Genomic DNA, 19639 nt, shown 5'->3' on the forward strand with positions numbered 1-19639 from the left:
ACTATTACTGATTATTAAGTAATTTATTATTTAGTCGTTGGTGCCGCAGGCGCTAACTGAATTGCTTGTTCTTGAGTCACAACGTCACCCACAGTAGGGGGAATTGGCTGTGACTGCGGCCACAATGCTTTGCTAAATTTTTGACGAATTTGTTCTGCATCCATGGTCTGTTTTTCTTTAGGCTGCGCCAACACAAAAGCCGCTTCCTGAGACAATAACCGTCGAACATCCATATTGACCTGTTCAAGATTCTGCGATGCCAAAAATACTTGTCTTAAACTTTGATACTGTTCTGGTGCAATATCAACCACCCCATTTTGCTGGGAAATTAAACGCTGGCTGATCAACACATCCGTGCTAGTACGTGCATAAGCGGCAAACAGTTGTGATAACTGAACTTGTTTTTCTTTGATCATCTCATCAAACAGTTCAGGTGCGATGCCATTTTGATTGATAGTGACCAATTCATTCAAGACCACGTCCGTAACCGCAGCCATTTTTTCTGGTGGCGCTGTTATAGTAAGCGTACAACTGGCTTTTTGGTATTGCACCCTGCAATCTAGCCCCGGTACGACTTCATCTTGACTAAATTTTTGGTTAAACGTTTTTTGCAATGAGCGGTATACCGCCTCACGAGCGAGATCACTACCCCAATAACGCAATAGCACTGAGGAATCATTGATTGGCAACCAATCAATATCCCAAATCAATGAAAGCGTATCTTTAGTTTGTCTATCTTGTAGCATATCGATTGATTGAGGCTTAACCGCAGAGAGCACAGCAACAGAAACAGGCTCTGAACGCCGACCTTCTAGAGAAGAAAAGGTCTGTGAAATACTGTCTGATAACATACGTGAATCAACATGGCCTGCGACATATAATGTCATCACATCTGGTGTATACCATTTCTTGTAAAATGAATTCACACTTGCTAAATCAATATTATCATTTACTTTTTGACCCGGATCATATCCCATCATTGCTGAACCTTTTAAGCGCGCACGCCAAACAGGATCACTCGCATCCAAAGGTAAGGTCGCAACAGGAAGATTAGGAATATTTAGACCATTATGTAACGAGGTTTCAGTATAAGTTGCCCCAGCCACTGAAGTTGCAAGCCAACTAAGCGCCTGCTTTACTAACTCAGGTTTGTTATTAGGTAAACTTAAACTATAAATAGTGTAATCATATGAAACAACCGCTGGCGGAATAGGCATATCAGGATCAGCGGCCTGACGCCAAAAATCTTGTAGTACGGCGGCTGGAAATGCATCTGTTTGATGATACAGTGCCATTTTAGGGATCAAATAACTGTAACCCTTTTCACTGGCTTTTTCAGTCAGTGAGCCTGTTTTGATTGCTAACCTAAGTTGAACACGATCATTTGGGCGCTGTGGTGTTTGTAATAATTGCCAGCTAAAGCCATTTTCTAGCTTTCCTTGCTGCCATGCTGGATCAGGTTGTAATGCCTCAGCACTGGCGAAACCAGTGACTGACAATAATACAACGCTGATGATATACCGAAAGTTCAAGCCCTGCATGTAGACCCCTATGTGTTTTTACTCTTACATTTAACCGTAAATTGTGGTGGATAAATTAACTAAAAACGCGAATTTATCAGGTTAAATGAGATAGCTTGGCTTCATCAGATTTTACCATTATCGACAATACCATTATTAACAATACCCTAGACGATTCAAGTTACATTTCAACGATAACAACTGTCACAATAGCGTTCAATAATTTTCAGCGACTAGCTTGGTTGGTCCCTAGCCTCTATGTTTATAATAAAACAACTATATGTATCATTAACGTCATGTGACAAAAAGAAAATGGGTATATAACGATATTAGACCATAAAGATTAGTGCATGTTCATGGCTTAGTCTGAATTTTGTTTTTTTATTTGACGGTTATAGCCTTTTGTTAATAACCCTAGCTCATCATCTTGATGATAATCAGATACATCCAAGCTTTTTACGTTATTACCCGTCTGTAACTCAATGGCTATTTTTCGTAGCGGCCTGATGATCATTCGACTTACACACCATGTCATTGCAATCGCAATAATCAGTACTAACAATAAGTATGTTGTTGTCATTAACGCAAGTGTATTAAGCGCAAATCGATATACTCGGTTTGAATCTACCTGCAAGGTCAAATACCCTTGTGGCTTAGCGTGAGGTGCTACATTACCATATGCATACAATGGTACGGTCATTTCAACAGGAAGACTGAGAAATGTAACAGCCCAATCAGGAATAGGCCGAGGGGTTGCGAAACTTAAATTCATTACAGTTGCATTATCAACCGTAATCATCGCTTTACCCATAATACCTGACGTTTTCAAACTGATGAGCAATCTTTTCGTTTCATTTAAGTCGGAACTCAGTAATGAATCCGTTAACGGTTTCTGAATTTGAACCACCGTATTACTTAATTGATTCAAGTAGTCTTGCTTACGTTGTTCTAATAAATAGCTAAATTGAATAGCTAAAAAAAGTGCGAGAAAAAGTAGCGTAATCACAAAGAATACAATCATACTTTTTAACGTTAGTGAGCGTTGGACTCGGGTGTTCATTTGGCCGCAACCTTTCTAATCAAGAGCATCTTTTTAAAGAAAACGAAATACGGCAGCCAGTATACTTGATTTTGTAAGCAAAGGAGCAATTTAAAAAGAAAGATTGAATATTTCAGATAAGATACATATTAATGGCTAACAATCACAAAAATCGAATAAACAAACGGCAGAAACATCGAATTTTCTGCCGTTTGTGCTTTCTAGGCCACACCTACTGTGTGTTTTCCATCAATATCGACAGCTTTTTCATCTTCATCAACAGCAAAGCAAGCTATCAATTGCCCATTATATTCCTTTAAAGTTGGCTGGAATTGAGTACATTGAGCAAAAGCTCTACGACAACGCGCAGCAAAAGCACATCCTGGTGGCGGGTTTAAAGGACTAGGCAATTCACCAGTCAGCTTGATCCTTTCTCGCCTTAGATCAGGGTTAAGCCTTGGTGTCGCCGATAAAAGTGCTTGAGTATAAGGGTGCAGCGGATTATTAAAAATCTGCTCTTTGGTCCCTTTTTCCACACAACGACCTAAATACATCACCATCACATCATCTGCAATATGCTCTACTACAGATAAATCATGTGAGATAAATACATATGAAAGTCCTAAGTCCTGTTGCAAATCCATCATTAAATTAAGAACTTGAGCACGAACAGAGACATCCAAAGCCGAAACTGGCTCATCTGCGACCACAATATCAGGATCTAACATTAAGCCACGTGCAATTGCAATACGCTGGCGTTGTCCTCCCGAAAACATATGTGGATAACGGTTATAATGTTCAGTCTTAAGCCCGACTTTCGCCATCATTGATAAAACTTTATCTTTACGCTGCTCTTTCGATAACGTTGTATTAATCGACAAAGGTTCTTCGAGTATTTGGCCCACTTTTTTCCGTGGATTCAAAGAGCCATAAGGATTTTGAAATACAATTTGTATTTTCTGGCGGCGTAACTTTTCCGCAGATTTATCTTTTATCAGTAGATTTTGACCTAGATAAGAGAGCTCACCTTCAGACGGGACTTCAATCATAGTCAGTAAACGGCCTAGAGTTGATTTTCCACAACCTGATTCACCGACAACCGCTAAAGTTTTACCTTTTTCTAATTCAAATGAAACGCCATCCAGTGCTTTAAGGGTTTTCTCATTTGAAAACAAGCCCCCTTTGACTGAATAATATTTCTTTAAATCAACCGCTTTTAACAAAGGCGTGTGTTGTTTTTCACTCATAGCGTTGGCCTCCCCATATCATCCAGTGGCATATGACATTTCACCTGACGATTACCGATAGTCTGTAACACCGGCTCTTCTTGGCGACAACGATCCGTTGCATAAGGGCAACGAGGATTTAATAAACAACCGAATGGCCTATCATATTTACCGGGAACGACGCCTGGTAATGAAGCCAATCGTGATTTATTCGTTGCAAACTCAGGTAACGCACGTAAAAGTGCTTGGGTATATGGATGACGAGGGTGTTTAAAGATATCAGTCGCTTTCGCGGATTCAACCACCTGACCTGCGTACATAACAATAATATGATGCGCCGCTTCGGACACTAATGCGAGGTCATGGGTAATCAGCACTAACGCCATATTTTCTTGCTGTTGTAGTTCAAGCAAGAGTTCAATAATTTGAGCCTGAATAGTCACATCTAACGCAGTCGTTGGTTCATCAGCTATCAACAATTTTGGTCGACAAGCAATTGCCATTGCAATCATGACTCGTTGGCTCATGCCGCCCGATAATTGATGCGGATAAACATCAAGACGTGATTGCGGATCAGGAATTCCCACCATATCAAGTAAATCTATAGTGCGCTGTTTACGTGTACTTTTGTTACCACCTTGATGTACCTTCAGCGCCTCCATGATTTGATAACCCACCGTAAAACAAGGGTTCAAACTCGTCATGGGGTCTTGGAAAATCATCGCAACATCCGCACCAACAATTTGTCTGCGTTCTTTTTCAGGAATAGAGAGTAAGTCGCGCCCATCAAACTGCAACGACTGCGCCATAACTTTTCCGGGATAATCAATTAGGCCCATAATCGCAAGAGAGCTAACCGATTTACCTGAACCTGACTCGCCAACAATACCAACAACTTGTCCTTTTTCAACGCTATAGCTGATGCGATCAACGGCGCGAAACGCTGAACCTTCATCACCGAAATGTACTGAGAGTTGTTCTACATTTAACAATGCCATTAGATTACCTCATCACTGCTTGAGTTTTGGATCAAATGCATCGCGTAAACCATCACCCATCAGGTTAAACGCTAATACAGTCAATAAAATTGCCACTCCTGGGAATGTCACTACCCACCAAGCGCTCTGTGCGAATTGCAATACATCAGAGAGCATCGTTCCCCATTCAGGAGTTGGTGGCTGTGCGCCCATACCCAAGAAACCCAAAGCAGCCATATCTAAAATGGCATTTGAAAAACCTAATGATGCTTGAACAATTAATGGTGCAAGACAGTTAGGTAAAATATTGATGAACATTTGACGCGTAGCGCTTGCTCCTGCTACACGGGAAGCCGTGACATAGTCTCGGGTGACCTCCACCAAAACGGCAGCACGGGTCAAGCGAATATAATGGGGCAATGCGACAAATGTCAGTGCAATGGAGGCGTTAACGATTGAGGGACCAAAAATAGCCACCAGCACCAATGCGAGCAATAAACTCGGTAGTGCTAGCATGATATCAACAATACGCATGATGATAGCATCAACAACGCCGCCAAAATAACCCGCTATAACACCGAAAGTAACTCCCATAATTAATGAGAGAACCACAACTAAACAGCCCACTAAGAGTGATAATCGCGCACCATACATTAAGCGTGACAACATATCGCGGCCAATATCATCAGTACCTAAAATAAATTGCCAGCTCCCACCATCTTGCCAAACCGGAGGAGTCAGTAAAAAATCACGGAATTGCTCATCTGGTGCATGAGGAGCCAAAACTCCAGCAAAAATGGCAATCAGTACCATTAGGATGATGTAAAACATCCCAACAACGGCACCTTTGTTACGTTTAAAATAATGCCAAAATTCATGTAATGGCGTCATCGGCTGTGGGGCGCTGACAACAGTAGGCTCGGTAGATTGAGACATTTTAGCGCTCCTTATTTTTTATGACGAATACGTGGGTTGACGATGCCATACAGTACATCAACCACTAAGTTAACAAGAATAATTAGTGTCGCGACAAGTAAAACACCGCCCTGAACAACAGGATAATCACGTCGCTGTAACCCTTCTATCAACCAACGCCCAAGTCCTGGCCATGAAAAAATTGTCTCAGTTAAGATAGCGCCGGCAAGCATCACGCCAACCTGCAATCCAATAACCGTAACGACAGGCAATAATGCATTGCGTAGTGCATGAATTAAAATGACTCGGGCACGACTAACGCCTTTCGCTCTCGCGGTGCGAATATAATCCTCTCCCAACACTTCCAACATAGCTGAACGAGTCATACGCACAATGACGGCTAACGGTATTGTCCCAAGCACAATCGCAGGCAAGATCAGATGCATAACCGCATCCATGAAGTCGCCATCTTCCCCCCAAATTAGGGTATCAATTAACATAAAGCCAGTGAGTGGATGTGAATCATCGAGGAAAACAGTATCACTAACCCTTCCCGCCACTGGCGTGAGGTCTAGCTGTACCGATACCAACATGATAAGCATAATCCCCCACCAGAAAATCGGCATTGAATAGCCCGTTAAGGAAATGCCAATCGCGGTATGATCAAAAATAGAACCACGTTTTACTGCCGCCAGTACCCCGACAGGGATCCCTACCGATACAGCAAAAATCATTGCGCAGGTGGCTAATTCCATAGTGGCAAGAAAGCGGGGTAAAAATTCTTCCCAAACACCAATGCGGCTTTTCAAGGAAATACCTAAATCGCCATGAAATATCCCATTAATATAATGGAGATATTGCTGCCATAGTGGTTGATCAAGCCCTAGCTCAGCCATTAGATAGGCGTGTCTTTCAGGGGATAGCCCCCTTTCACCTGCCATTATCATCACAGGATCGCCCGGGATCATGTGAACAAAAGCAAACGTCAATAATGTAATACCGATAAACGTGGGGATCACGAGCCCCAAGCGTCGAAGGATAAATTGCAACATATCCTGAATCTCTTTAATAATGCCGTTGACGGCTCTTAGTCCGTTTGGCTACTCAGAAAAAATGCTCTGAGTGCTCACAAATAACTGAACCTTCCTGTTTCTTCTAATATTTAGATTTTGCTAAATATTCTAGATTTTCTAAACATTAAAGAAGAAAACGCCCTTCGCCACGAGATCGCAGTGAAGGGCAGATACAGATTAGAAACGATTATTTCTCGATATCTACGTTTTCAAAGTGATGTTTACCCAGTGGATCAACCACATAGCCTTTCACTTCTTTACGCACTGGTTCAAACACGGTTGAGTGCGCGATGATGAGCGCTGGTGCTTGCTCATTCATAACCACTTGAGCCTGTTTGTACAGTTCAACACGTTTATCATGATCTGCGGTCATACGCGCAGGTTGAATCAAGTTTTCAAAACTTTGATTACACCATTTAGAATAGTTAGAGCCTTGTTCCTTAGCTGCGCAACTAAATAAGGTAGCAAAGAAATTATCAGGATCACCATTATCGCCCGTCCAGCCCATCATTACGGTTTGTGGTTCACCATCTTTAGCGCGCTTGAGGTATTCACCCCACTCATAACTCACAACTTTCGATTTAACACCAATTTTCGCCCAGTCAGCTTGGATCATTTCAGCCATTCTGCGCGCATTTGGGTTATATGGGCGTTGTACTGGCATTGCCCATAAATCAATCTCAAAACCTTCTGGGAAGCCTGCTTCTGCCAGTAATGCTTTTGCTTTTTCAGGATTATATTCATAATCCTTAACTGCGTCGTTGTAACCCCACATAGTTGGTGGAATTAGATTTTTCGCTTTTTGACCAGCACCTTGATAAACCGCATCAATAATGGCGTCTTTATTCACCGCCATAGACAATGCTTGGCGAACTTTTTGGTTATCCAACGGTTTCTTCTCAACGTTATAAGAGAGATAACCTACGTTCAAACCAGGCTGTTCCAACAAAGTAATATCTTTATCTTTTCTCATACGCTCCAAGTCTGCCGGATTTGGATATGGCATAACTTGGCACTCATTTTTCTGCAATTTTGCGTAACGAACCGAAGCATCAGGTGTAATTGAGAATACTAAACGATCAAGTTTAGGCTTAGTTCCCCAATATTCTTTGTTTGCTTTATAAAGAATACGCGAGTCTTTTTGATATTGTTGTAACTCAAAAGGACCTGTTCCAATTGGGTTAAGGTCGACTTTCTCTGGGGTTCCGGCTTTCAACATTTGGTCAGCATATTCAGCTGAAAGAATAGAAGCGAAATCCATTGCCATATCTGCTAAGAATGGCGATTCTGGGCGTGTCAGGGTAATACGAACCGTGTTATCATCAACTTTATCAACTTTATCAATGATTTTATCCATATCCATACCCATAAAATACTCATAGCTTCCGCCTGAAACTTTATGATACGGATGATTTGGATCTTTCTGACGCATGAATGTATAGATTATATCATCAGCATTCAAATCACGACTTGGTTTGAACTCTTTATTCGAGTGCCATTTAACCCCTTTGCGCAGATGGAAAGTATAAACTTTACCATCGTCACTCACATCCCAGCTTTCAGCTAAACCAGGTTCAATTTCCGTCGTTCCTAATTTAAATTCAACTAAGCGGTTATATAATGGAATTGAACTTGCATCATAAGTTGTACCAGAGGTAAATAATTGTGGATTAAAACCTTCTGGAGAACCTTCTGAACAATAAACCAATGTTTTAGCTTGTACTGATGCGGAAACTGCCAACGCAGCAAGCGTTAAACCAACGGTTAATAGACCTGTCTTTTTAAGAGAGCGCGTCATCTATATGCTCCTGTGGTGTTCATGTTGTTTTTGCTTGATGTTTACATCCATCATTCAAGAGACAGATATAACATCTGTATTTTTTGTTATTCACTGTGCAATTAATCAACTGTCATCCACTTCGTCAATAGCATCACATACTGCCTTAGTATATTTTTTGCAACATATTAGAAACAATCACATCCATAATTTAGGTTAATATATTAGTATTAATATTGATAGGTAGAGGTTATATCCACAAAATTGGCAATGATTAGTGTTTTATAGTGAGGTGATTTATTTTTATATTTGTGATTAAGTGCTGAATTACTGAACGAAAATAGCGTTTTATCCAAATAGCTACAATATAAAATTCTGAAGAGAAACTATATTGAAACTATTTTCCTATGTTAGTATTTAGTTTGTTTTTTATTCACATAGAAATGATATTGGTGCTAATAGCTAACAAAAATTTAACCAGTCGATAGCTTCATAAATAACGTCATTTCTATTGATTTATCTTACAGCCTAAAAGTTTATAAATGAGAACCTGCTTACTTAGCATAATCTTAATGATAATTTAGCAACGATAGAATATATAAAATATTATCAACTAGTAGCCAAAACTCAATTCTACACCTCCACTAAATTGGTTTTTTCTCATACTCTCAGTTTTCCAGACTGGCGATTCGACAAAGAAATGGTAAGCAACAGACTCTAGCCATCCCCGAGTACCAGCTCTAACACCAAGCAATAAATTCTCATGCCAAAATCCCGCTCTATCATTTGAAGTGGTACCCAAATCTAAGGATGTATAAAGCTGGGTGCCTTTCCAAGGTGTCACCCAACCCAATTCATTCTTTAGCATTAAATTATTATCTCCCATATTAAAATCATCCTCTGAATTACCAAAGCCACTCAGACCAAATTTTCCAATCAAAATCCCTTGCTCCAATAAGTTATCAAGTTTTGAACGGCTTAATTGAACTTCCATTTTATGTTGATGATAAATAGGTTGTTTAAACCACAACGCCGAACGTTGAGCAGCAATAGAAAGCTGATATATTTGAGGCTTATCTAACCCCGTAATTTGGTGTGCATTAGCACCAAACCAATCCGTACCCTGTTTATAATTTAACGACAATGTAAGATGGCCTTGAGAGAAGTCAATTTTATGATCCAACCCTACCATGACGTAACTTGCCAGACGTCTTTGTGTCTTTAAACGTTGATGAGATAAGAAGGTATCTAATGTCTGTACCTGAGAACCAAAGCTCAATGCTGTCAGTGTGTTTTGCATACGCCTTAATATATATTTTGCGTCTAACGATAAGATGCGGCTACGTTGCTCCAGCAATAACACAGTTTCATCGATTGAATCTTTACTTTGGCTTTCTTGATAACCACCATAAGTGGAAAACAACCAATATTGGTACGGTAATGAATAAAAAAATCCAACTGATATTGCGTTACTATTTATCCCTTTATTATTTGTCTCTTTAGTAAAATCATGGCTAATATCCGTATAAAAAAAATCATTTAACAACAATGGATTTGCCAACATGAAAGTGTTACCAACAGAATTATTCAATGAACCATCTAATTTCAATGACTCAATAGAAAACAACCCCTTAAATGCCCTTTCTTTAGTACGTTCAACAATTAACTGAGTTTCATTATCGTCTGGTACTAAATAAATATTATAAGGAATAAGAGACGTATTTTGTAAATTGTACAATCCTTGCTCTACAAGCCTTAAGTTAAATACTTGACCATTCGTAACGGGAAAAGCATTTGATAATGACCTATCACCATGAGCGGTATCTTGATAAGTAATATTTGCAACTCTCCCTGCCACTAACGTGGCTTTTAATACCCCGAATGAAAAGCTCTGTTCAGGATAAAATAAATAAGATGTAGCATAACCAGCCTGTTCTAGCTCTGAAGTGATCAACTCCGCGTAATCTATCAGAGCACTGTCATTCACACATTTACCTTCAATTAACCGTTTCCATTCATTTATACGCTTTGGCTCTATAAGGTTAAACAGGGCAACACCTTCTATATGAACCTGCCTAACAGTAATGCAGGGCTGTACATCGGATGGATTCAATGAGGAAGGAAGCTTTGATGCATAGCTATCACTATGAGCTTGGACTATAGGTGTTATGGACAAAAATAGCCCAAGAAACAACATAAGAGAAAGTGCAAATCCTACACTGTATTTTGGTTTCATTAACGAGTCCTTGTAATGAAAATCCTTTAATTTGCTTTGGTATAAACTCAAAGAAAAATAAGAATTTATAACAGCAAAAAGACCATGCAATACGATTAATGACATTAACGCCACAAACCGTTATCTCAACAGATCACAGCTATTATGTGCAAGGAAACTTACTCTGAAAAATGAGAAGGAGGAATAGAACAAAGTTAGAAAGGCTAAAACGAAAAAACCCACCTCAATGAGGTGGGCTTAGGAATTTGGTCGGCGAGAGAGGATTCGAACCTCCGACCCACTGGTCCCAAACCAGTTGCGCTACCAAGCTGCGCTACTCGCCGAAAACGGTGTGAATAATACTGCCGAGCGCTGAGTTCGTCAACCCATTTTTATCTAATTCAGTTCGTCTGCTGATAAAACCATCAAAACGGTAAGGTTTCTTAGCAAATTCGCCTATTTTGGCAAAAAAATAAGCGCTAACAATTGTTTAGCGCTTATTTTAAATAATCCTATTTGCACTTAAAAAAGAATCAAATAGTTAATTATTGCAATAAAGAGATGTCCGCAACTTTTAAGAATAGTTCTCGCAGTTGGCTCAGCAATGTTAAGCGGTTAATACGTACCGCTTGATCCTCATCCATAACCATCACACTTGCAAAAAACTCATCAACAACATCACGTAAAGAAGCCAACTCAGACAATGCTTCTTGATAATTTCTATCAGCAAACATTGGAGCTAATTTTTCTTGTAATACTACTACATGAGTCGCAAGCTTAACTTCTTCTGGCATTTTAAGAACAGATGCTAAAACGCTATCACCTAATTTTTCATCAGACTTGCTAAGAATATTAGATACACGCTTGTTAGCGGCCGCTAATGCTTGTGCTTCATCTAAAGAACGGAAGTGAGACACAGCCTTAACTCGAGCATCAAAATCGGCTGGTTGTGTTGGACGGCGAGCCAATACCGCTTGAATAGTATCGATACTAAAGCCAAGCTCTTGGTACCAAGATCGGAAACGACCAAGCATAAACTCAACAACATCGTTGACTACATTTTCATTGGTTAGCTTATCGCCATACAGACGAGCAGCTTCTTGTGTCATTTCAACAAGATCAAGCTGATAATCTTTTTCAACGATAATGCGCAGAACACCCAGTGCAGCTCGACGCAAAGCAAACGGGTCTTTATCCCCTTTAGGGTGCTGACCAATACCGAAAATACCGGCAAGCGTATCCATTTTTTCAGCGAGCGCAAGAGCAGCAGATACATCAGTAGAAGGCAGTTCATCACCAGCAAAACGCGGTTGGTATTGTTCTTTTAGCGCTAATGCAACATCTTCTGACTCACCGTCATGGCGTGCATAATGCATCCCCATAACACCTTGAGTATCAGTAAACTCAAAAACCATATTAGTCATCAAGTCACATTTAGCTAATAAACCCGCACGAGTAGCATGATTAACATCTGCACCTATTTTGCCTGCAATCCAGCCTGCTAATGCTTCTAAACGATTAGTTTTATCACGCAGCGTACCTAGTTGTTTTTGGAATAAAACAGTTTCTAAGCGCGGTAAATTATCTTCTAAGCGGTGTTTACGATCGGACTTAAAGAAAAACTCAGCATCTGCTAAACGCGGACGCACAACTTTTTCATTCCCCGAAATAATTTGCTGAGGATCAGAAGATTCAATATTAGTCACAAAGATAAAGTTAGGTATTAACTTGCCTGCATTATCATAAACGGGAAAATATTTTTGATCGCCTTTCATTGTATAAACTAAAGCTTCTGAAGGGACTTCTAAAAACTTCTCTTCGAATTTAGCGGTTAATACAACTGGCCATTCGACCAATGAAGCCACTTCTTCAAGCAGACTATTTGTTAAATCTGCTTTACCACCTAATGCTGCAGCCGCTTTTTCAGCACCTGCTTTAATGATTGCTTTGCGTTCTTCATAGTCAGCAATGACTTTACCGCGCTCACGCAGTATCGTAGGGTATTGCTCGGCGTTATCAATAGTAAATTCAGCTTCACCCATAAAACGGTGACCGCGGATTGTACGGCCGCTCTTAATACCAAGAATTTCGCCTTCAACGACATCACTACCAAGAAGCAACGTGACCGTATGAACAGGGCGCACGAATTGGGTTTCTTTATCTCCCCAACGCATTAATTTTGGAATAGGCAGTTTCGCAAGAGAGCGGCTCACCATATCAATCAATAATTCACTGACTGATTGGCCTTTCATTTGAGCACGATAAAGCAACCATTCGCCTTTATCTGTCGTCAAACGTTCTGCTTGATCAACTGTAATTCCACAACCACGCGCCCAACCTTCGGCGGCTTTAGTCGGTTGACCATCAGCCCCAAAAGCCTGCGAAATTGCAGGTCCGCGTTTTTCAACTTCGCGATCCGGTTGAGAAGATGCTAAATCAGCCACTTTTAATGCTAAACGGCGAGGAGCGGCAAACCAGCTGACTGAACCGTGGGCAATATCAGCGCTATCAAGTTCAGATGTAAAATTTACGGCAAATGATTCGGCTAATGAACGAAGAGCCTTCGGCGGTAACTCTTCTGTGCCGATTTCCACAAGGAAAGTCTGTTGAGTCATGACAGCCTCTTAATTCTTATGACACATAGGGAATCCAAGCGCTTCGCGAGAAGCATAATAAGCTTCAGCAACCCCTTTAGTAAGGGTACGAATGCGTAAAATATAGCGCTGGCGTTCTGTGACTGAAATAGCCTTACGGGCATCCAGTAAGTTAAAAGTATGAGCGGCTTTCAATATGCGTTCATAGGCAGGAAGTGGCAAAGGCGACTCCAAGGCCAGCAGATATTGTGCTTCTTTTTCATACTCATCAAAGCATGTAAATAAGAAATCTACATTAGCATATTCAAAGTTATAGGTGGATTGCTCAACTTCGTTTTGATGATAGATATCACCATACGTTGTTTTACCCAATGGGCCATCGCACCAAACAAGGTCATATACACTGTCAACGCCTTGGATATACATCGCCAAACGCTCAAGACCATAAGTGATTTCGCCCGTGACAGGCTTACATTCAAGGCCACCGACTTGTTGGAAATACGTAAATTGAGTGACTTCCATACCATTTAGCCACACTTCCCAACCCAATCCCCAAGCACCTAGCGTTGGATTTTCCCAGTTATCCTCAACAAAACGGATATCATGTACGGTTGGGTCAACACCGAGCTCTTTTAGCGAGCCAAGATAGAGCTCTTGGATGTTGTCTGGAGATGGCTTGATGATCACCTGAAATTGATAATAATGCTGTAGGCGATTTGGATTTTCACCGTAGCGACCATCAGTAGGTCGGCGAGAAGGCTGAACATAAGCCGCAGCAATAGGCTCAGGGCCTAGTGCACGTAAACATGTCATTGGGTGAGAAGTGCCTGCGCCGACTTCCATGTCCAGTGGTTGAACAATGGTACAGCCTTGACGCGCCCAATAGTCCTGTAATGTCAGGATAAGACCTTGGAAGGTTTTGGTATCAAACTTTTGCATGTTAGATCCGCACGCGATACGTTAAATTATAGGAAGTACGCCAGTATACCCTTTGACCGCTAGATATACAGCACCCAATCTGTCTGTATTTATTCTAAAAATAAAAAAAAATTCTATTCTCTCTTTTAAACTGGTTATTTATACAGTATAAATATTCTAAATATTGAAGCAAACATACCAGATAAAAAAAAGGATGAAAAATGGATACGTCACTCACTCGCTGCCAATGGGTAAACCAAGACCCTGATTATATCGCCTATCATGATAAAGAATGGGGAAAGCCCAATAGAGATAACCAACATTTATTTGAAATGATCTGCTTAGAAGGCCAACAAGCGGGGTTATCTTGGTACACAATTTTAAAAAAACGCCAAGGCTATCGTGAGCTATTTTATCACTTTGATCCTGAACGCATTTCAACTATGAATGAAACTGATGTTGAACGCCTTATGCAAGACCCACGGATCATTCGACACAGACCAAAAATTAATGCAATCATCGCAAATGCTAAAGCTTATCTAAACATGGCTGAAAATGGTGAAGACTTCGCAACTTTTATCTGGAGTTTCGTTAATCATCAACCCATCATTAACAATTGGACAGAATCTTCTCAAATTCCGGCTGAAACAGATCTTTCTAAAGACTTATCTAAAGCACTCAAAAAACGGGGGTTCAAATTTGTAGGATCAATCACTTGTTACGCATTTATGCAGGCAACTGGTCTGATAAATGACCATTTGGTTAATTGTTGTCAATTTAAATAAATCAGTATTTATGGATGAACCAATACTCATAATAAGAGAAACACTCTACTATTAATTAAAATATCAATCCAAAAAACCAATTCATAAAGATTAGCTGGTCATTTGTTTCATATAGGCACATAAATGAGCTATTGAACTCTGGTGCCCGGCAGGGTATGTTTAAAATTCCATTAACAATCTAATAAACATATGTGAATAAATGAGATGATATTTTCTAAATTTGGTAATAAATTCGCTAAAAATTCAGGGATTTCACTGTTGATGAAAGACTTGAATGAAGGCATAAGAACTCCTGGCGCTATTATGCTTGGTGGTGGTAATCCTGCTCACATTCCTGAAATGGATAAATACTTCCAGACTTTGTTAGCTGAGATGTGTGAAAATGGTCAATTAACAGACACTCTATGTAACTATGATGGTCCACAGGGCAAAGATGCCATGTTGAAAGCGCTAGCGGCAACTCTAAACGCAAAACTAGGCTGGAATATCAGTGCGAAAAATATCGCACTAACCAACGGTAGCCAAAGTGCGTTTTTCTATCTATTTAACTTGCTTGCTGGTCGCTTTGAAGATGGTATCACCCGTAAAGTTCTATTTCCTCTAGCCCCTGAATATGTTGGCTACGCTGACTCAGGGCTAGATGGCGACCTTTTTGTCGCTAACAAGCCGCAAATTGAATTTTTACCTAATGGCCAATTTAAATATCGCGTCGATTTTAATACATTAGAAGTTACTGATGATATTGGCGTTATTTGTGTCTCTCGCCCAACGAATCCAACAGGTAATGTCATCACAGATGAAGAGGTTGAACACTTAGATCAACTCGCTAAACAGCACAATATTCCTTTACTGCTTGATAATGCTTACGGTGTCCCTTTCCCTGGTATTATTTTTAGCGATGCGACACCCTTTTGGAATGAAAACGTTATTCTATGCATGAGCTTATCAAAGCTTGGCCTACCTGGCACTCGTTGCGGAATAATTATTGCTAACGAAGAAATTATTGAAGCGGTGAGTAATATAAATGGAATTATCAGCCTCGCACCCGGTGGTATCGGCCCTGCATTAGCACTTGAAATGCTTAAGCGAGATGACTTATTTGCGCTCTCCAAAAATGTAATTGGACCGTTTTATAAACAACGCGTTGAAGAAGCAATTCAAATTATTCGTCGTTATATACCTGAAGATAAATGCCTTATTCACAAACCTGAAGGCGCTATCTTCTTGTGGTTATGGTTTAAAGATTTGCCAATTAGTTGCCTAGAACTTTATCAGCGCTTGAAAAAACGTGGCGTTTTGATGGTGCCAGGGCATTATTTTTTCCCTGGAATCGAAGAAGATTGGCCACATGCACACCAATGTATGCGCATGAATTATGTACCTGAACCCGAAAAAATTGAGCAGGGCATTAAAATACTGGCAGAAGAACTTGAAAAGGCATATCAAACAGTTCCCTGCTAATTTGCTGTTTTAAATGCCATTATTTATTATCGCTTTTAAGTAATAAATTTTAAATAATGGCGACTAAGTAATAGGCCTTAAACAATAGGTTCTAAACAAAATACCTGAATAACAAACAAAAAAAGCCCTTTCATAAAGAAAGGGCAAAAATTAGCGAGAACTCCGTAATTGAAATCAAATGTTTCTTTCAATACGAATATCATTCAGGTCTATTAAAACACTATTTTCATATCGTCATTGCTTGAACAAGCGTGCTTTTTAGCGCTATATGTCCTAATACTATTCGAACAACGCTGATGAAATTGAATACAGAAGCACATATATTTTCAATATTTATGTTTTAAATACGAAAAATTTTAAATTATTGAAATAATATAAGTTAGTAAAATCCAAAAAAATCATATAAAACAATAAGCTCCCTGTTTTTAACAGAGAGCTTTTATTTTTATTTCTAGATTATCATATGGTCCAAAATAATATGGCAAGCAATTGAGGGGAGATTATTCGCAAGAACATCGCTAGAGGATAAACGGTTGCATAAGACAATGCAGGGGCACCACTTGTTGGATGTATATTATTAGCGAATGCAAGAGCAGGAGGGTCTGTCATTGAACCCGCGAGTACACCACATAAGCTCAAGTAATTCATTTTGCCAAACACTCGTGCCACAACACCCGTAATAAACAACGGAATAAATGTGATAAGCAAACCATAGCCAATCCAAGTTAACCCATCACCTTTTATTAAGGTATCAATAAAATCACCACCAGAGTTTAATCCAACCACAGCAAGGAACATCACAATACCGAGCTCTCTCAAAGCAAGGTTAGCACTTGGTGGCATAAACCAATAAAGTCGTCCAATAGTACCAATACGTCCTAAAATCAGCGCAATAACAAGTGGACCTCCTGCAAGCCCAAGCTTTAACGCTGCGGGGAAACCGGGTACAAATACTGGAATTGACCCTAAAACAACCCCCAACCCAATACCAATAAAAACTGGCAACATTTGGACTTGTTGTAGTTTTTGTTTTGCGTTTCCAAGCAAAGCTGTAACCGCTTCGATAGATTCAGGACGACCGACAATATTGAGAATGTCCCCAAATTGCAAAATAGAATTATTATTTGCAACTAGATCAATACCTGTACGATTTAAGCGAGTGACAACCACATCATATTTTTGTTTAAGATTAAGATCCTTTAGCCGCTTACTTAAGACTTTATCATTAGTCACAACAACGCGTACCGAATGCAGCACAGGGCTAGAGGTCGATAATGATGCATCAACTTCTTCACCTAAGATCAAACGTACTTTATTCAAATCTTCTTTTTGCCCAACAACATGGAGTAAATCACCTAAATGAATTTCAGAAGTAGGCTGTGGCACCATCAATGTCTCACCACGTTTTAATCTTGAACAAACAATTTCCTCACTACCTAATAGAGGAATGTCCTGCATCATCAATCCGTCTAAATTTGCATTTCGAACAGCAATATTCATTGTTTGCAACGTATCCCGCTGCTGAAAATTAGCACTGTTAAATGTCGAGGCTTCCTTATCGACTGCAATCCTAAAAATAACACGGACAAGCCACATCACCAGTAGAATCCCACAGATACCCATCGGATAAGCCATGGCATAGCCCATCCCCATTTGGCCTACGAGGTTAGGATCAGAACCTAAATCAGTTAAAATTTGCTGACCAGCACCTAAAGATGGCGTATTAGTTACAGCTCCAGAGAAAATACCTAAAATAATCGGAAGTGGAATATTTGAAATTTTATAGATAATCGCAGTAACAACAGCGCCTAACACGACAATCATCAACGCAAAACCATTAAGCTTTAAGCCAGATACGCGTAGAGACGAGAAAAAGCCGGGGCCAACCTGAATACCAATAGTGTAAACAAATAGTATCAGGCCAAATTCTTGAATAAAATGCAGCATATCTTTATTAAGCTGCAAACCATAACTTTGAGAGAAGTGGCCAACAATGATCCCGCCAAATAAAACGCCTCCAATCCCCAGTCCGACATTACGGATCTTCCAGTTACCAATCCATAAACCCAGTGCGGCAGCCAACGCCAACAAACTCACAGTAAGAGCCAATTCACTCATAGACCGCTATCCTTTTGACGACAAGTTACCCAAAAAACAAAAATAAAATCGATGACAAAACATACAACTGAATCGATTATGCCAAATAGGAATAGAGTAATATGTGCAATAGAGCACAGTTCAAGACTAATTAATGAGTTAATACTGTCGAACTTTCTGATTGATAACAAATAACGACCTAATTAACCTCTATTCATTAACTTTATTCACAACTATCTGGATTTAATACAGCAAATGAACAATTAGCAATATTCTATGTTCAAATAATAGTACAACACTGTGATTGTGAATTTTTTGTTTTTCGTTATGATAAACAACTGTTAGAAATCACAATCTAAATACAGGCTGAAAAATGATATGCCGAATTTAATTTTTGTAAAATTATTCGCTCTTATGACTCCATTTATATTATGTGGATGCTCAAGCATTATGACACATGCGGGACCAACAGAAGGTTATTATCCTGGATCTAAAAACAGTATTAAAATGATTAAAGATGAAGAAACCGGCTGGGTTGTTAAACCGTTGCTAGCTATCGATTTACCATTTTCTATGGTCATGGATACGCTTTTAATTCCCCTCGATTATGCAAAATCAGATAATAACTCAAGCGCTGACTCACCCAAAAAACGAATTGAAGAGCTTGATAAAAAAGAAAAAAGTCATGAACATGTCACAACGAATATTACAGAACAATAACTAAAATATATAATCTAGCTCATTCATATATTTTCATACACTATTTTGTATTGAGTTTTAATTAATACTAATAAATAAAATTTTAATAATTGATGTTTCATATAATTCACGCAGTATATAACCATCATTTATAGGTGGCTTTCATCTACTCATTATCAAATTTAACTCAATAAAATTACTTTTCTTAAGATATAAATTCAATAAAACAATACACTTAGTTTATAGTCGACTTTAGTCGTTACAAACCCATTCAATGCATTTATTTATAATTTATAAAAATTTTATAGTCATTTGATTAAATCTTTCGAGATAAAATATAACG

14 protein-coding genes and 1 tRNA gene are annotated in these 19639 nt (G+C 39.4%); 3 read left to right on the forward strand and 12 right to left on the reverse strand.

From position 1 onward, the window contains the following. Positions 1-26: 26 nt before the first annotated feature. The 11 genes from AAZR93_RS15100 to glyQ all read right to left on the reverse strand — a co-directional run bounded on the left by AAZR93_RS15100 (position 27) and on the right by glyQ (position 14275). Positions 27-1541 carry an insulinase family protein gene (locus AAZR93_RS15100; RefSeq protein ID WP_434720280.1) on the reverse strand — a complete coding sequence of 505 codons (1515 nt, stop codon included), beginning with the start codon at positions 1539-1541 and terminating at the stop codon, positions 27-29. A 340-nt stretch (positions 1542-1881) separates the two neighbouring features. Beyond that, positions 1882-2580, reverse strand: a complete 699-nt coding sequence (locus AAZR93_RS15105) for a HAMP domain-containing protein (RefSeq protein ID WP_294107155.1) — start codon at positions 2578-2580, stop codon at positions 1882-1884. 200 nt (positions 2581-2780) lie between these two features. Further along, complete coding sequence (gene dppF / locus AAZR93_RS15110) at positions 2781-3806, reverse strand: dipeptide ABC transporter ATP-binding subunit DppF (protein WP_434720281.1); 1026 nt, start codon at positions 3804-3806, stop codon at positions 2781-2783. After that, the gene (gene dppD, locus AAZR93_RS15115) at positions 3803-4783 is read right to left on the reverse strand and encodes a dipeptide ABC transporter ATP-binding protein (protein ID WP_434720282.1); all 981 of its coding nucleotides are present in this window, start codon (positions 4781-4783) and stop codon (positions 3803-3805) included. The genes dppF and dppD overlap by 4 nt, the downstream gene beginning before the upstream one ends. Before the next feature lie 12 nt (positions 4784-4795). After that, entirely contained in the window at positions 4796-5698 is a 903-nt protein-coding gene (gene dppC, locus AAZR93_RS15120) for a dipeptide ABC transporter permease DppC (RefSeq protein WP_336430748.1), read from the reverse strand. An 11-nt stretch (positions 5699-5709) separates the two neighbouring features. Further along, positions 5710-6729: a dipeptide ABC transporter permease DppB gene (dppB, locus tag AAZR93_RS15125; protein ID WP_434720283.1), complete on the reverse strand. Its 1020-nt coding sequence runs from the start codon at positions 6727-6729 to the stop codon at positions 5710-5712. A gap of 208 nt (positions 6730-6937) precedes the next feature. Continuing rightward, positions 6938-8548 carry a dipeptide ABC transporter periplasmic-binding protein DppA gene (gene dppA / locus AAZR93_RS15130; protein ID WP_434720284.1) on the reverse strand — a complete coding sequence of 537 codons (1611 nt, stop codon included), beginning with the start codon at positions 8546-8548 and terminating at the stop codon, positions 6938-6940. A gap of 592 nt (positions 8549-9140) precedes the next feature. Then, positions 9141-10763, reverse strand: coding sequence for a ShlB/FhaC/HecB family hemolysin secretion/activation protein (locus AAZR93_RS15135; RefSeq protein WP_434720285.1), 1623 nt, complete (start codon positions 10761-10763; stop codon positions 9141-9143). Positions 10764-11009: 246 nt separating this feature from the next. Then, positions 11010-11086: transfer RNA gene (locus tag AAZR93_RS15140), tRNA-Pro, on the reverse strand. 201 nt (positions 11087-11287) lie between these two features. Beyond that, on the reverse strand, positions 11288-13357 hold the full coding sequence (glyS, locus tag AAZR93_RS15145) for a glycine--tRNA ligase subunit beta (protein ID WP_434720286.1): 2070 nt from the start codon (positions 13355-13357) through the stop codon (positions 11288-11290). Between the two features lie 9 nt (positions 13358-13366). Further along, on the reverse strand, positions 13367-14275 hold the full coding sequence (glyQ, locus tag AAZR93_RS15150; protein WP_434720287.1) for a glycine--tRNA ligase subunit alpha: 909 nt from the start codon (positions 14273-14275) through the stop codon (positions 13367-13369). A gap of 200 nt (positions 14276-14475) precedes the next feature. Between glyQ and AAZR93_RS15155 the strand changes: the two genes are divergently transcribed. Continuing rightward, positions 14476-15039, forward strand: a complete 564-nt coding sequence (locus tag AAZR93_RS15155; RefSeq protein WP_434720288.1) for a DNA-3-methyladenine glycosylase I — start codon at positions 14476-14478, stop codon at positions 15037-15039. A gap of 204 nt (positions 15040-15243) precedes the next feature. After that, the gene (locus tag AAZR93_RS15160) at positions 15244-16500 is read left to right on the forward strand and encodes a valine--pyruvate transaminase (RefSeq protein ID WP_294107147.1); all 1257 of its coding nucleotides are present in this window, start codon (positions 15244-15246) and stop codon (positions 16498-16500) included. 459 nt (positions 16501-16959) lie between these two features. On the opposite strand, the gene AAZR93_RS15165 is transcribed toward AAZR93_RS15160, so the two are convergent. Further along, positions 16960-18618 (reverse strand): putative transporter, encoded by a 1659-nt coding sequence (locus AAZR93_RS15165; protein ID WP_336430737.1) that lies wholly within the window; start codon positions 18616-18618, stop codon positions 16960-16962. 429 nt (positions 18619-19047) lie between these two features. On the opposite strand from AAZR93_RS15165, the gene AAZR93_RS15170 reads away from it, so the two are divergent. Continuing rightward, positions 19048-19317 (forward strand): YceK/YidQ family lipoprotein, encoded by a 270-nt coding sequence (locus tag AAZR93_RS15170; protein WP_434720289.1) that lies wholly within the window; start codon positions 19048-19050, stop codon positions 19315-19317. The last annotated feature ends 322 nt before the right edge of the window (positions 19318-19639 follow it).

The sequence above is a fragment of the Providencia sp. Je.9.19 genome, from assembly GCF_051129765.1.
Classification (GTDB): Bacteria; Pseudomonadota; Gammaproteobacteria; order Enterobacterales; family Enterobacteriaceae; genus Providencia.

Coding starts and splice junctions, on each gene's coding strand:
- AAZR93_RS15100 (WP_434720280.1), bottom strand. CDS start 1,541: ATGCAGGGCTTGAACTTTCGGTATATCATCAGCGTTGTATTATTGTCA.
- AAZR93_RS15105 (WP_294107155.1), bottom strand. CDS start 2,580: ATGAACACCCGAGTCCAACGCTCACTAACGTTAAAAAGTATGATTGTA.
- dppF (WP_434720281.1), bottom strand. CDS start 3,806: ATGAGTGAAAAACAACACACGCCTTTGTTAAAAGCGGTTGATTTAAAG.
- dppD (WP_434720282.1), bottom strand. CDS start 4,783: ATGGCATTGTTAAATGTAGAACAACTCTCAGTACATTTCGGTGATGAA.
- dppC (WP_336430748.1), bottom strand. CDS start 5,698: ATGTCTCAATCTACCGAGCCTACTGTTGTCAGCGCCCCACAGCCGATG.
- dppB (WP_434720283.1), bottom strand. CDS start 6,729: ATGTTGCAATTTATCCTTCGACGCTTGGGGCTCGTGATCCCCACGTTT.
- dppA (WP_434720284.1), bottom strand. CDS start 8,548: ATGACGCGCTCTCTTAAAAAGACAGGTCTATTAACCGTTGGTTTAACG.
- AAZR93_RS15135 (WP_434720285.1), bottom strand. CDS start 10,763: ATGAAACCAAAATACAGTGTAGGATTTGCACTTTCTCTTATGTTGTTT.
- glyS (WP_434720286.1), bottom strand. CDS start 13,357: ATGACTCAACAGACTTTCCTTGTGGAAATCGGCACAGAAGAGTTACCG.
- glyQ (WP_434720287.1), bottom strand. CDS start 14,275: ATGCAAAAGTTTGATACCAAAACCTTCCAAGGTCTTATCCTGACATTA.
- AAZR93_RS15155 (WP_434720288.1), top strand. CDS start 14,476: ATGGATACGTCACTCACTCGCTGCCAATGGGTAAACCAAGACCCTGAT.
- AAZR93_RS15160 (WP_294107147.1), top strand. CDS start 15,244: ATGATATTTTCTAAATTTGGTAATAAATTCGCTAAAAATTCAGGGATT.
- AAZR93_RS15165 (WP_336430737.1), bottom strand. CDS start 18,618: ATGAGTGAATTGGCTCTTACTGTGAGTTTGTTGGCGTTGGCTGCCGCA.
- AAZR93_RS15170 (WP_434720289.1), top strand. CDS start 19,048: ATGACACATGCGGGACCAACAGAAGGTTATTATCCTGGATCTAAAAAC.